13 protein-coding genes are annotated in these 12,960 nt (G+C 65.6%); 6 read left to right on the top strand and 7 right to left on the bottom strand.

Going from position 1 to position 12,960, the window contains the following annotated elements; all coding sequences use genetic code 11:
• The first annotated feature begins 54 nt into the window (after window positions 1-54).
• On the top strand, window positions 55-1,008 hold the full coding sequence (locus AC5RWX_RS03895; RefSeq protein WP_494096991.1) for a YflT domain-containing protein: 954 nt from the start codon (window positions 55-57) through the stop codon (window positions 1,006-1,008).
• Between the two features lie 121 nt (window positions 1,009-1,129).
• Here AC5RWX_RS03895 and AC5RWX_RS03890 read toward each other — a convergent pair whose 3' ends face one another.
• Entirely contained in the window at window positions 1,130-2,701 is a 1,572-nt protein-coding gene (locus AC5RWX_RS03890) for an aminopeptidase P family protein (protein WP_494096990.1), read from the bottom strand.
• A 75-nt stretch (window positions 2,702-2,776) separates the two neighbouring features.
• Between AC5RWX_RS03890 and AC5RWX_RS03885 the strand changes: the two genes are divergently transcribed.
• The 3 genes from AC5RWX_RS03885 (at window position 2,777) to AC5RWX_RS03875 (ending at window position 5,873) form a co-directional block, all read left to right on the top strand.
• Entirely contained in the window at window positions 2,777-3,640 is an 864-nt protein-coding gene (locus tag AC5RWX_RS03885; RefSeq protein WP_493938600.1) for a PHP domain-containing protein, read from the top strand.
• A gap of 393 nt (window positions 3,641-4,033) precedes the next feature.
• Complete coding sequence (locus AC5RWX_RS03880; protein WP_494062385.1) at window positions 4,034-5,731, top strand: sodium:solute symporter family protein; 1,698 nt, start codon at window positions 4,034-4,036, stop codon at window positions 5,729-5,731.
• Between the two features lie 10 nt (window positions 5,732-5,741).
• A complete protein-coding gene (locus tag AC5RWX_RS03875; RefSeq protein WP_240691681.1) occupies window positions 5,742-5,873 on the top strand; it encodes a putative transporter small subunit in 132 nt (43 codons plus the stop codon).
• Between the two features lie 130 nt (window positions 5,874-6,003).
• On the opposite strand, the gene AC5RWX_RS03870 is transcribed toward AC5RWX_RS03875, so the two are convergent.
• The 3 genes from AC5RWX_RS03870 to AC5RWX_RS03860 all read right to left on the bottom strand — a co-directional run bounded on the left by AC5RWX_RS03870 (window position 6,004) and on the right by AC5RWX_RS03860 (window position 10,461).
• Window positions 6,004-6,918, bottom strand: a complete 915-nt coding sequence (locus AC5RWX_RS03870) for a DNA-methyltransferase (protein ID WP_494096989.1) — start codon at window positions 6,916-6,918, stop codon at window positions 6,004-6,006.
• Window positions 6,918-8,549 carry a DEAD/DEAH box helicase gene (locus AC5RWX_RS03865; RefSeq protein ID WP_494097052.1) on the bottom strand — a complete coding sequence of 544 codons (1,632 nt, stop codon included), beginning with the start codon at window positions 8,547-8,549 and terminating at the stop codon, window positions 6,918-6,920. The genes AC5RWX_RS03870 and AC5RWX_RS03865 overlap by 1 nt, the downstream gene beginning before the upstream one ends.
• A gap of 325 nt (window positions 8,550-8,874) precedes the next feature.
• Window positions 8,875-10,461 (bottom strand): RNB domain-containing ribonuclease, encoded by a 1,587-nt coding sequence (locus tag AC5RWX_RS03860; protein WP_494096988.1) that lies wholly within the window; start codon window positions 10,459-10,461, stop codon window positions 8,875-8,877.
• A 51-nt stretch (window positions 10,462-10,512) separates the two neighbouring features.
• Here AC5RWX_RS03860 and AC5RWX_RS03855 point away from each other — a divergent pair, with 51 nt between their 5' ends.
• Both AC5RWX_RS03855 and AC5RWX_RS03850 read left to right on the top strand, forming a co-directional pair.
• Entirely contained in the window at window positions 10,513-11,208 is a 696-nt protein-coding gene (locus AC5RWX_RS03855; protein WP_493938606.1) for a ferritin-like fold-containing protein, read from the top strand.
• A gap of 127 nt (window positions 11,209-11,335) precedes the next feature.
• Window positions 11,336-11,671, top strand: coding sequence for a 4a-hydroxytetrahydrobiopterin dehydratase (locus AC5RWX_RS03850; RefSeq protein ID WP_493938607.1), 336 nt, complete (start codon window positions 11,336-11,338; stop codon window positions 11,669-11,671).
• Between the two features lie 6 nt (window positions 11,672-11,677).
• Here AC5RWX_RS03850 and AC5RWX_RS03845 read toward each other — a convergent pair whose 3' ends face one another.
• Genes AC5RWX_RS03845 through AC5RWX_RS03835 form a run of 3 tightly spaced genes read right to left on the bottom strand, consistent with a single transcriptional unit; the run spans window position 11,678 to window position 12,886 of the window.
• Window positions 11,678-11,977 carry a hypothetical protein gene (locus AC5RWX_RS03845; protein WP_493938609.1) on the bottom strand — a complete coding sequence of 100 codons (300 nt, stop codon included), beginning with the start codon at window positions 11,975-11,977 and terminating at the stop codon, window positions 11,678-11,680.
• Between the two features lie 5 nt (window positions 11,978-11,982).
• Window positions 11,983-12,207, bottom strand: a complete 225-nt coding sequence (locus AC5RWX_RS03840; protein WP_493938610.1) for a DUF3107 domain-containing protein — start codon at window positions 12,205-12,207, stop codon at window positions 11,983-11,985.
• 58 nt (window positions 12,208-12,265) lie between these two features.
• The gene (locus AC5RWX_RS03835) at window positions 12,266-12,886 is read right to left on the bottom strand and encodes a TetR/AcrR family transcriptional regulator (RefSeq protein WP_493938611.1); all 621 of its coding nucleotides are present in this window, start codon (window positions 12,884-12,886) and stop codon (window positions 12,266-12,268) included.
• Between the last annotated feature and the right edge of the window lie 74 nt (window positions 12,887-12,960).

Genomic DNA, 12,960 nt, shown 5'->3' with positions numbered 1-12,960 from the left:
TCACCTGAAGCGATACCCGGGCCATCTGCCGCGTATATCAGCGACAATGAGGGTATGTCGATGCTTGGCCGCACAGATTCCCGGGACCTTAACCGTGCTCTTCCACAGGGCGAGCTGATCGGTAACTACCGGTCCTATCTGGATGCCCAGAAAGTGGTGGACTACCTGGCGGACCAAGAGTTTCCCGTCCAGCACGTGACCATCGTCGGCAATGACTTGAAGACGGTCGAGCGGGTCACCGGCAAGCTCAGCTACCCCCGAGTGGCCCTTTCCGGGGCGGCCACCGGTGCGTGGTTCGGCCTGTTCGTCGGGCTGCTGCTGATGCTGTTTGGTGGCGGCGAAACGTATGTGCTGCTGATCTCGTCGATGGCCATGGGCGCAGCCTTCTGGATGCTGTTCGGCATCATTTCCTACGCACTGCAGCGCGGCAAACGGGACTTCACATCCACCAATCAGGTTATTGCCACCAGCTATGACGTGGTGGTTGCTACCGAGGTGGCGCAGGAAGCCCGCCGGTTGGCCGCGCAGCTGCCGATGGCTGGGACCGCCCGTCCCGGACAGCCGGTCAACCAGGCACCGGCGCCCTTTGGCCAGCAGCCTCCGTCCGGTTACGGCCAGCAGCCGCCCTTCGGCCAGCAGCCGCAAGCGCCGGAGCGTCCCGCCCAGTGGGGAGAGGACCCGTACCAGCAGGGCGTCAACGCCCCGGCAGCGCAGCCCGGCCAGGCCCAGCCGGAAGGGCAGCCCGCGTCCGGACAGCCGGTGCGCGGACGCTACCCGGATTTGCCGGACGGCCGCCCGCAATATGGAATACGCGTGACGCCCGAACCGCAGGCGGCCCCGGTGCAGCAGGCGGGTTCGGCGCAGGCGGCGGCCCCGGCGCAGCAGGCGGGCCCGGCTGAGCCCGAGGGCAGCAACCAGCAGCCCCAAGGGTCCCAGACCGAGGTCAGCCCGGAAAATCCGGAGCGGAATGACGATTCCTCCGCCGGCGAAGGCCGCTCCGGCCTGTAGCCTCCTGCCGCTCCGGCACGTAGCCTCCGGCCACCATCACCGGAACGCACAAGGGGTCCGCCGTTTCTCACGGCGGACCCCTTGTGCGTTGTCCGGGCCCGGCTGCTGCCGGCCGTCCGGTTCAGTCGCCGGACGTGCCGTAGATGCCGGCCATCCAGGATTCCACGTCCTCGGGCCTGCGCGGCAGGGCCGATGAGAGATTAACCGGACCGTCGGCGGTCATCAGGATGTCATCCTCGATCCGCACGCCGATGCCGCGGTATTCGGCTGGTACCGCCAGATCCTCTTCCTTGAAGTACAGCCCGGGCTCGATCGTGAACACCATGCCGGGAGTGAGCACACCGTCCAGGTACAGGTCCCGCTTCGCTTGGGCGCAGTCATGGACATCCAGGCCCAGATGGTGGCTGGTGCCGTGCGGCATCCAGCGCCGGTGGTGCTGGCCTTCGGGGGAGAGGGCCTGGTCCAGCGGGACGGGCAGCAAGCCCCATTCTTCCAGCCGCTCGGCGAGCACGGTGACGGCGGCGGTGTGGATGTCACGGAACTTGACGCCCGGCTGCGCGGCGGCGAAACCGGCGTCGGCAGCATCGAGAACCGCCTGGTAGACCTTGCGCTGGATGTCGGTGAACGTGCCGTTGACCGGAAGCGTGCGGGTCACGTCAGCGGTGTAGAGCGAGTCGGCCTCCACGCCGGCATCCAGCAGCAGCAGGTCGCCCGCCTTAACCGGTCCGTTGTTGCGGATCCAGTGCAGGATGGTCGCGTTGTTTCCGCTGGCGGCGATGGTGTCATAGCCCAGGTCGTTGCCTTCTTCACGCGCCCTGGCGAAAAAGGCTCCCTCCACCACGCGTTCGCCGCGCTCGTGCGTGAGCGCCCGCGGCAGCACCTTGACCACCTCGTGGAAGCCGTTGACGGTGGCCGCCACCGCCTTCTTCATCTCCTCGACTTCCCACTCGTCCTTGAGCAGGCGCAGTTCGGACAACGCTTCGGCGAGTTTGCCGTCGAGTTGGTCGGACTCCTCCAAGTCCACGCCCGTGTTGATCCGGGAGGTGTCGACCAGAGCGTCCACGTTCAGGTCGACTTCGCGCAGCAGTCGGATGCGCATGCCACCGACGTGGACGACGCCGGCATCCTTGGTGATCGCAACTTCCAGCTCGCCCAGATCCGCGGTGGGCAAGCCAAGCCGCTGGTTCAGTTCCTCCAGCGTGGGCCTGGGCCCGATCCAAAACTCGCCGTAGCGGGCGTTCGCGTAAAACTCGGCGGAATCGCGGCCGGACATCGGGCGGAAATACAGCGTGGCGCGGTGGTGGCCGCCGTCGTCGCCCGCTCCTGGCTCGGTGGGCTCCATGACCAGCACTGCATCGGGTTCATGGTCCAGGCCCAAGCCGGTGAGGTGCGCGAAGCCTGAGTGCGGGCGGAAGCGGTAGTCGGTGTCATTGGAGCGGACCTTCAGCGGACCGGCCGGAATGACAAGGCGTTCGCCTTGGAACTGGTCGGACAGCGCACGGCGGCGGCGCGCAGCATACGGCGCCACGGCTGACTGCCCGACGGCGGACGAGTCGGCCGGCGCCCAGTGGCTGCCCATAAATTCTTTGAAGGCATCCGATTCAGGGCGCTGGGAGCGGTTGTTGACACGGTCTTCCAGCGGCTGCTCTCCGGCAGGCTGCTGCGAGGCGTTTTCGGTCTGGTAAGTACTCACCGGTCCATCGTCTCACCGGCCCAAGATGCTGCCAACATCCGCCGTCCGCGGAGGTCCTGGCGTAAATTGGGTGCTGTGATGATCGACCTGCACACGCATTCCACGGTTTCCGACGGCACCGAGCCGCCCGCCGCAGTGATACGGGCTGCTGCTGCCGCCGGCCTCGATGTGGTGGCGCTGACCGACCATGACACCACCGCCGGGTGGGACACGGCACGTGCCGCCGCCGTCGAGGCCGGCATAGGGTTTGTGCCGGGCATGGAGGTCACCTGCCGGACGGTGGAGGGGATCAGTGTGCATGTCCTGTCCTATCTGCAGGATCCAAGCCATCCCGGACTGCTGTCCGAGATCAACAAGGCCCGCGACGCCCGTCTGACCCGGGCCGAACGCATGGTGGAGCTACTCGCCGAGGACTTCCCGATCACCTGGACGGAAGTAACTGAGCGCGTCGGCCATGGAGCAACCATCGGCCGGCCGCACATTGCCGACGCCTTGGTGGCGGCCGGGATCGTGTCCGACCGCAGCGAAGCCTTCGCGCAGATCCTGACCTCCCATTCGCGCTACTACGTATCCCATTACGCCCCCGACCCGGTCACCGCCGTCGCGCTGGTCCGGGAAGCCGGGGGAGTGCCGGTCTTCGCGCATCCGGTGGCGAGCGGCCGGGGTCGCGTGGTCGGCGACGCCGTGATCAAGGACATGATCGACGCCGGCCTGGCTGGCGTGGAGATCGACCATCGCGACAACCCTGAAGTGGGCAGGCTTAAGCTGCGCGAACTGGCAGCCCGGCACGATCTGCTGGTCACCGGATCCAGCGACTACCACGGTGCCGGCAAGCCGAACCGGCTGGGCGAAAACACCACCGATCCGGCGATGCTGGACCGCATCCTGTCGCTCGGCACCGGCACGGTCGCCTACCTTCCAGGACGCCTCGCCCGCTAAATGGGGTTACGGCTTGGTCATGGCCGTTACTCGGCAGTAGAGGTCAAAACTGTTAGAGTCGTGCTGCACTTGATGCTCCTCCGGGCAAGTTTCCGATGTCTGAGATCCGGAAAAACTGTCCCGACGGGCATCCCATGTCCCGCAGTTGACTGACCGACAGCAACTGCCTGTGCAGGACGGCGCGAGACGATGCGCCGTCATTTTTGTGCCGCGAACGCGCGGCGGCCTTTGAGGTCCGGGTCAGTTCCGGGCGGGACAGCGCGCTTCGAATCCTCCACCGGGTTCCTCGGTCCGATGCACTGTGCCGGACTACATGGCAATCGAGCCTGATCGCTCGGCGCGCACTTAGTCTGGCTGGCATCCGGTGGGCCGGCCGTGAACGAGAGGAATGGAATGACGCAGGACAATGCGGATTTCTACCAACTCAGCGGCTGGACCGTGATTCTGCTGCTCGTGCTGTTCTATGGAGGCACGCTCCTGATGTCTGCCCTCATCGGGAAAAAGAAAGAGAACGCCGACGGCTACATGACCGCCGGCAACAAGCTGGGATTCGGCATCTCGGCGGCCAGCATGACGGCCACCTGGATCTGGGCGTCGTCCATGTATGCGTCGGCTACCTCGGGCTATACCTACGGTATCTCCGGGCCGATCCATTACGGCCTCTGGGGAGCGTTGATGATCCTGTTCATCTACCCCTTCGGCCGGCGGATCCGTGCGGTGGCACCGAAGGCGCACACGCTGGCGGAAGTCATGTACGTCCGCCACGGCCGTTCCAGCCAGTTGATGCTGGCCGGCTCCAACGTGGTTGGCAGTTTGATCAGCCTGACCTCCAACTTCATCGCCGGTGGCGCGCTGGTGGCGCTGCTCTCTCCGTTCAGCTTCGGCCAGGGCGTCATCGCCGTGGCAGCCGGCGTGCTGCTTTACACCCTCTGGTCGGGATTCCGTGCTTCAGTGTTGACCGACTTTGCCCAGGTGCTGGCCATGCTGGGCGCCGTCGTCGTGATCATCCCTGCGGTCTTCTTTGCGGCCGGCGGACCGGGGATGTTTGAAGCGGGCGCGCAGAACCTGACGCCGGAGCAGTCGAATTTCTTCTCCAGCGAGGCCTTCCTGAACCAGGGCGCTCCCTACATCGCGGCCGTGCTGGCTTATGCCATTGGCAACCAGACCATTGCCCAGCGGCTCTTCGCCGTGCGTGAGGACCTGATCAAGAAAACCTTCGTCACCGCCACCGTGGGCTACGGTGCCACCGTGATCGGCATCGGAATGCTCGGTGTCATGGCCCTTTACCTTGGCCTGGCTCCTGCTGGCGGCGATCTGAACAACCTGATCCCGCAAATGGCTTCCACGTACCTGCATCCGATCCTGCTTGGTGTTTTCCTGATCATGATCATCGGCGCGCTCTCCTCAACAGCCGACTCGGACCTTTCGGCACTGTCATCGATCATGATGGCCGACATCTATGGCCAGACCGTGGGCAAGGGAAAGGCCAACGCCAAGACCATGCTCCTGGTGGGTCGAGTAACCATGATCGTGGCCACCGCGGCCGCGCTCTACTTCGCCAGCGGGCAGATGAGCATCCTGGATCTGCTGGTCTTTGTCGGAGCCCTGTGGGGCGCGCTGGTCTTCCCGGTGATTGCCAGCTTCTACTGGGAGAAGGTCACTAACAAGGCGTTCACGGTATCTGTGCTGGTGGCACTGGCGTTTTTCCTGCCGGTGCGGTTCGGCTGGCTGCCGATGGACGGCGCGGCCGGCATCTTCTTTGACGTCATCTCCGTGATCGGCATCGGCGTGGTGCTGGGCCTGATGGCCTTTGGCTTCTTCGGGCTCAGGTGGGCCAAGATCATCGCCGCTGCCGGCGCCGTCATCGCGGCCCCGTTCGCGATCGGGAACCTGCACGATTACGCCGTGCTGAGCGGGTCGCTGGTCGCTTACGCGGTCAGCACCGTGGTGTGCTACCTGATGTCGGCACGCAGCACCATGGACTTCGATTTCGACACCATCAAGCAGCGGATCGGCGACTTCGACCCCAGCGAGCCTGCAACCTCCACTACCGATTCCGAAGCCGCGGGCCATACCGCGGCCCTGAAGTAAGGAGACCTTCATGGAGACTCTGCTCCTGACTGTTTACGTCCTCATCTGGCCGGTCATCGTGGCCGGCACGCTGTATGTCATTTCCCGCGGCTTCTTCAAGGAGTGGGCCGAATCCCGCCGCGAAGGCCGCAGCATCATCTAGCTGCCTTCCGCCTAACCCTCTGCCATAACGATGGCGGGGCCCGGGACCAGTTCGTGAACTGGTCCCGGGCCCCGCTTTCATCCAGGCTGCTTTGACGTTCTGCCGGTGCCGGACGACCGCTGACGCTGTGTCAGGTAGCCGGCAGCACAGCTGCCTCGCCGGCCACGACGACGGCTGCCTCGTCGGCGTCGATGACCGTGGCATGGTCACCCAGCCGTTTGCGCATCACATCGATGGCCTGCGGGTTCTGGTCAACGCACACGAACCGCCGGTCCATACCCGCTGCCACCGCGCCGAGCGTCCCTGAGCCGGCAAAAAAATCCAGTACCCAGTCGCCCGGCCGGCTGCTGGCGGCCACCATCCGGCGCAGCAGTCCTTCGGGCTTCTGCGTGGGGTAGCCGGTCTTCTCCCGGCCGGTGGGGGAGACGATGGTGTGCCACCAGACATCGGTGGGCAATTTGCCGCGCGCGGCCTTCTCCGCCGTCACCAGGCCCGGCGCCATGTAGGGCTCGCGGTCCACTTCGGTGTTGTCGAAGTGGTAGGCCTTGGGGTTCTTCACGTAGACGAGGATGTTGTCATGCTTTGCCGGCCAGCGATTGCGCGCCCGGGCGCCGTAGTCGTAAGCCCAAATAATCTCGTTCAGGAAGCTCTCGCGGCCGAACAGCATGTCCAGCAGCACCTTGGCATAATGCACCTCGCGGTAGTCCAAGTGCAGGTACAGCGTGCCGTCGTCGGCCAGCAACCGCCAGGCCTCGGACAAACGCGGTTCCAAAAACGACCAGTAGTCGTCGAAGGCGTCGTCGTAGCTGGCGAGCGTGCCTTTGACCGTCTGGTAGGACCTTCCCTTGAAGCCGATGCGGTCACCTTCGCCGTCGGCGCTGCGGACCATCGACGTCTGTTGCCGGCGCTGGACCCGCCCAGTATTAAAGGGCGGGTCCAGATAGATCATGGTGAAAGCGCCGTCGGGCAGCGTGGGCAGGAAGTCGGCGTTGTCCGCCCTGACTACCAGCGAGCCGCCGTCCTGCGTCCACAGGGCGTCGGCCACTATTTCCCGCTGGCGCCGTCGGTGCCCTGCTTGGCCGCCTCAGTGACGACCTCGCCGTTGCGGCGGCGGGTGCGCGACCGCTTCCGGCGGGGCTTCTCGGCGGAGGCGCCGGTCGTGGTCTCGGCCGTGCTCTCGGCCGAGACTTCCTCGCCGCTGCGGCGCTGCCGGCGGTTGCCCGAGTCGGATCGGCCCTGCGGGCCGCCCTGGTGCGCAGCGGCGCGACGCGAACCGCCACGTCCGCCGTCCTGCCGCTGGCCGCCGGAACGCGAGGGACGCTTTCCGGTCTCGCCGAGGTCTTCGAGCTTCTCGGCGTCGATGCCGGCGAGCTTGCGCTGGCTGCGCGGCAGACGGCCCTTGGTGCCCTCGGGGATGTTCAGGTCGGTGAACAGGTGCGGCGACGAGGAGTAGGTCTCCTGCGGCTCCGGAACGTCCAGACCCAGCGCCTTGTTAATCAGGCCCCAGCGCGGCATGTCGTCCCAGTCGACAAACGTGACGGCGGTGCCCTTGTTGCCGGCGCGGCCGGTGCGGCCCACCCGGTGCAGGTATGTCTTCTCGTCTTCGGGGCACTGGTAGTTGATGACGTGTGTCACGTCCTCCACGTCGATGCCGCGGGCAGCAACATCGGTGGCAACCAAGACGTCGACCTTCTCACTGCGGAAGGCGCGCATGGCCTGCTCGCGGGCACCCTGGCCGAGATCGCCGTGCATGGCGGCGACGGCGAAGCCGCGGTCCACCAGTTCCTCGGACAACTTGGCAGCGGTGCGTTTGGTCTTGGTGAAGATGATGGTCCGGCCCCGGCCTTCGGCCTGCAGGATGCGGGCCACCACCTCGGACTTGTCCAGACTGTGCGCGCGGTAGACAACCTGGCGGATGTCCTTCTTGGTAATGCCTTCGTCGTCCGGGTCCGCCGCACGGATGTGCGTCGGCTGGGTCATGTACCGCCGGGCCATGGCGATGACGGGACCCGGCATGGTGGCGGAGAAGAGCATAGTTTGGCGAACGGCCGGCGTAGCGGCCAACAGGGTCTCGACGTCGGGCAGGAAGCCCAGGTCCAGCATTTCGTCGGCCTCGTCCAGCACCACAATGCGGACGTTCTTCAGGCTCAGATGCTTCTGCCGGTGCAGGTCAATCAGCCGGCCCGGGGTGCCGACGACGACCTCCACGCCCCGCTGCAGCATCTCGATCTGCGGCTCGTAGGCGCGGCCGCCGTAAATGACGGCAACGCGCGCATTGCGCTGCTTGGACGCAGTGGTGAGGTCGTTGCTGACCTGGACGGCCAGTTCGCGCGTCGGCACGATGATCAGGGCCTGGGGCGCGCCCGGAACCGGAAGCTTGTCGTAGCCGTCGTCATCCGGCCCAACGACCCGCTGCAGGGCCGGGATACCGAAGCCCAGGGTCTTACCGGTGCCGGTCTTGGCCTGGCCGATGATGTCGTGGCCGCCCAGGGCCACCGGCAGGGTCATGGCCTGGATCGGGAAGGGATGGGTGATGCCGGCGTCGAAAAGCGAACGCACAATGTCCGCGCGGACATTGAAATCGGCGAAGGTCTGCTTGGGCAGTTCGTGCGGGCGTTCGTCCGAGGCCAGCGAGGCCTCCACGGCGAGTTCTTCGGCGCTGTTGTCAGCGTGGATGAGCTGTTCGCCGCCCACTTGGATGTTGTCAGTGTTCAATTACATACCGTTCATTCAGGCGCCGACGCCGCCGGTGCTCAACGGTCCTGCCATAGATGATGCGGCAGCGGAACAAAGCGGAAGCGTGGCGCAACCAGTGGAAGCCGATCGCGGGCTAACAACTGCTTTCCTGGCCGGCCGGGAAGGCAACCAGAAGGTTTAAGATCGCGTAGGGGCTGATCTGTTGATGGATTCAAATCACTCAATCAACGACCGGGCATCCAGTACTACACGATCAAGTCTACCGGTGATGGGCAAACCGGGCTTGTCGGCGCACCGAGGGAAGTTATCCGTCGGCCAATTCGAAGCGAAGGCGCCGTTCTTCGATGTCTGCCACGGCCAAGCGGACGCGCACCGTGGCGCCGGCCTCCAGGACTCCTGAGCAGCGGGCGGTGACCGGCGGATCGCTGAGCTGGACCACGCCATAGGGTTCCTGGGCGCCATTGCCGTTTCCGTTGCCTTTGCCGCGGCCTGCCACCAGGACTTTCCCGTTTCCGGTGCCGTTGCGGTTGGCTTGGCTGCCGTTTCCGGTGCCGTTTAAACTGCCGTTTCCGGTGCCGTTTGAATTGCCATTGCCGTTGCCCGGGCTGCGGGAACCGGTAATGACGACGGCGTCGAACTCCTCGCCGACCCGGTGGCTGAGCAGCGCGGTTTCCACCGCATCCAGCGCGGCCCGGTCCATCCGGCCTGCCACTTGGTCGGAGGCCGCCATCAGCTTGGGCAACTCATCCAGTGCGTCCCGCGCCCATTGCGGCACCGGTTCACCGGCGCACAGGGCGTGGCAGATCACCAAGACAAACCGGTCCACCAGCCGGCGCAGCGGAGCGGTGGTGTGGGCGTACGGTGCGGCTATGGCTGCCTGGAGCTGTTCGGCAGGCACTTCGCCGTCGAACGGGGTGTAACCGGCACCGCGGAACAGCGTCGTGGCCGCATGCATCAGGGCCAGTTGCTGAGGATCGGTGGTGTCCAGGCTGCGCAGGTAGTCCCCGTAGGCCATGTCCTGCGGCCACGGAAAACCAAGGGCCTCGGTCTGCCGGCGGTACTGGGCTTCGGCCTCGGCATCCGGGCCCGGCATCGTGCGAAGGATGCCGATCTTCCCCTCGAGCATGATCTCTGCCGCGGCCATCCCGGTCATCAGCGAGATCTGCGCGTTCCAATCCTCCACCGGCAGCGGGGGTTTGGTGACAATAAAGTAGTGCCGGCCGTCGTGGGCAATTTCCTGGTCCGGAACATTGACGCTGGCACCGCCTCGCTCGCGTTCCAGTTCTACGCGCTTGAGGCCGACCTCCTTCAGCAGCAGCAGGGTGGGGGCCGCGTCGCCCGAATTGATGTCCTGCTGGACCTGCTCATAGTTCAACTTGGCCCGGGACCGCACTTTCGCACGCTCCACCGTGGCAGCGGTGACGCGGGCACCGGCGTCGAGCTCAAAGCGCCACACATAGGCCGACCGCACCTGGTCCGCCAGCAACGACCCGGCCTGTTCGCCGATGACGTCCGGATGCAGCGGTATCCGCCCGTCCGGTGCGTAAATCGTCTGACCTCGCCGCCGCGTTTCGGCATCCAGCTCCCCGCCGGCCGCCACGAAGGACGGAACGTCGGCGATCGCGTACCAGACCGTGTAACCGTCCCCGCTCGACTCGATGTACATGGCCTGATCCAGGTCAGTAGACGACGGCGGGTCGATGGTGACGAACTCCAGCGACGTCAGATCGGTCTCCGGCAGTTGATGGGCGGCAACGGCGGCCTCCGCTTCGGCCAGTGCGCCCGCGTCGAATTCCTGCGGCAGGTCGAACTCTGTCCGCAGGTCATTCAGCACCCGGGCCAGCAGATGCTGGGACTCATTGACCTGCGAATCCAAATGCGGGGACGGCACACGGTTAGCCTAACGGCAGGCGGGCCGAAATGGGACGCTACCCTTGAATTCATGAGCACCGAGAGCACCGTGCCCGCGGCGGCCGGAGAGGACTCCGACCGCCGCCGGCAATTCCTGATCGACCTGTACGGCGTCATGGCCTACGGCGAATTGTCTGCCTTCGAACGGTTTTCCTCCGACGCCCGCTTTTCGCCCACCCTGCACGACCGGGCCGCGGTGGGGCGGCTTGCCGTGACCGAGTTTGAACATTTCGAGGCAGTGGCAGCGCAACTGGAGCAACTCGGCGTTGACGTGGAGAGTGCGATGGCCCCGTTCCAGCCCTCCATTGATGCTTTCCATGACCGGACGCGGCCTGCCGACTGGTACGAATCCTTGATGAAGGCTTACGTCACCGACGGCGTGCTGGGCGACTTCTACCTGCATATCGCCGGAGCGCTCGACGACGAGACGCAGAAGCTGGTTGCCCGGATCAAGGAAAACACCGAACAGATTTCCATGATCGCTGCTCGGCTCAAGCAGGTGCTGGCCGACGATCCGCGCCTGTCCTCGCGTCTGGCGCTGTGGGGGCGCCGCCTGGTCGGCGAGGCGCTGACCCAGGCCCAGCGGATCGGGATTGAGCGTGCCGTGCTGAGCGAGCTGATGCGTGGACAGGATCCGGACCGGCAGGCGCGGGCCACCGAAGAACTCTTTGCGCAGCTAACCAAGAACCACTCCCGGCGGATGAACGACCTGGGCCTGACGGCGTGAGCGGAACCCTTCAAAGCCGGTGGGATCGCCGGTAGGCTGACGGTGGCCGCCGTTCGGCAGCACGCGCTGGCTTCGTTGCGGTGCCAAGGCGGCCAAACCTAGCCGTGCAGCAGACCGGGAGGACAACGTGGGACGTGCCAAGGACGTGCTGAGCAGCGAGGAGATCGACCGGCAGCTCCTCGGGCTGCCGCAGTGGCGCTATGCAGGTGGAGCGCTGGTCAGCGTCTTCACGCTGGACAACGGGCGCGAGGCGCTGAATTTCATCGCCGCCGTGGGCGATCTTGCCGAGGAGCAGAAGCACCATCCGGACTTGGACTGGCGGTACAACAAGGTTTTCCTGCGGTTCACCTCGCACGACGCCGATTCCGAAGTCACGACGCGCGACATCTCCGCGGCGGCAGCCGTCAGCGTGTTGGCGCGCAAGCTGTCCGCCGACGCGGACCCGGAGGCTTACCCGGGGTAGCCCGGCTCAGCCCAGCAGAGCGGTCAGGCGCTCGGTGTCCCGCTGCACCCGTCGGCGCCCGATCAGCCAGGCACCGGCCCAGGCAGCCGGAACGGACACCGCCATGGGCAGCAGCCAGGACAGGTAATGCACGCCGGGCTCGGAAGCCACGCCTGCGGCCATCAGGATGAACCAGAGCAGCACCGCCGCGGCCACCGCTAGGCCGGGCAGCAGCAGCACGCCGTAGGCGCTCCGGCGTGAATCCACAGCCCAAGCCGTGAAGCCGACGGCGGCGGCTACCAGCACCAGCAGGACCAGCGGGACCATGACGGCTAGAGCGCGCCGAAACCGACCGGGCGCGGACCTTCGGCGCCGATTTCAACGTAGGCCAGCACGTTGGACGGAATGATGACCAGGCGTCCCTTGGCATCGGTCAGGCGCAGTTCGGCACCGCCGTTCATCGCCTTGCTGGCAATCTCGGCCACTTCGTCCGGGGACTGCGACGAATCGAGCACGATTTCACGGCCGACGTTCTGCATGCCGATCTTGACTTCCACGCTGATGCCTCCTGCTTGAATGCTTGTTGCGGGTAGGTTCCCTACTGGCGAATCTATCCTAGGGTTCCTTCGGGAAGCGTGAAATTCCGCGCCAAGCTAAACGGTAGATCAGTTCGCTGGCGGCATCCTGGTCAAGGTCGCCGCCGGCACGCAGCCAGTGCCGCGCACTGATCTGCGCCATGCCGGCCAGAGCACGGCCCAGCAGCTTCGCCTCGACCTCGGACAACTTGGTGTCCTCGGCGATCACATCGGCGATGGCGCTGGCCAGTCTCGCGTTGAAGTCCTCCAACCGGGAGCTGACATCGGGATCGTTGTTCAGATCGGATTCAAAGACCAGCCGGTGTGCTTGGCTGTCCTGGGCGATGAACTGGTAGTAGGCCCGGATGGTGGCGTGCACGCGCAGTTTGTTGTCGGTGGTCGAATTCAAGGCCGCCATCAACATGGCGTTCAGCGATTCCAAGTGGTGGTCGAGCAGCGCCAGGTAGAGTTCGCGCTTGCCCGGGAAGTGCTGGTAGAGCACCGGCTTGCTCACGTGTGCTGCGTCGGCGATCTCGTCCATTGCCGCGGCGTGGTATCCATTGGCCACGAACACCTCGTGCGCCGCCTGCAGCAACTGGCGCCGCCGTTCCTCCCGGGGCAGGCGGGTGGGTCTGGCAGCGGGGCGGGGTTCTGTAGTCACGGCGGTACACGGCCTCTTCCGGCGCGCGGTCAGTGCCGTGGCGCCACAATGCAGTAGGTGTCAGTCCCGACCAG

The organism is Arthrobacter sp. SPT-J7 (assembly GCF_059089965.1).
The sequence above is the reverse complement of the archived record's forward strand: the minus strand, read 5'-3'. Positions and strand labels throughout refer to the sequence as shown.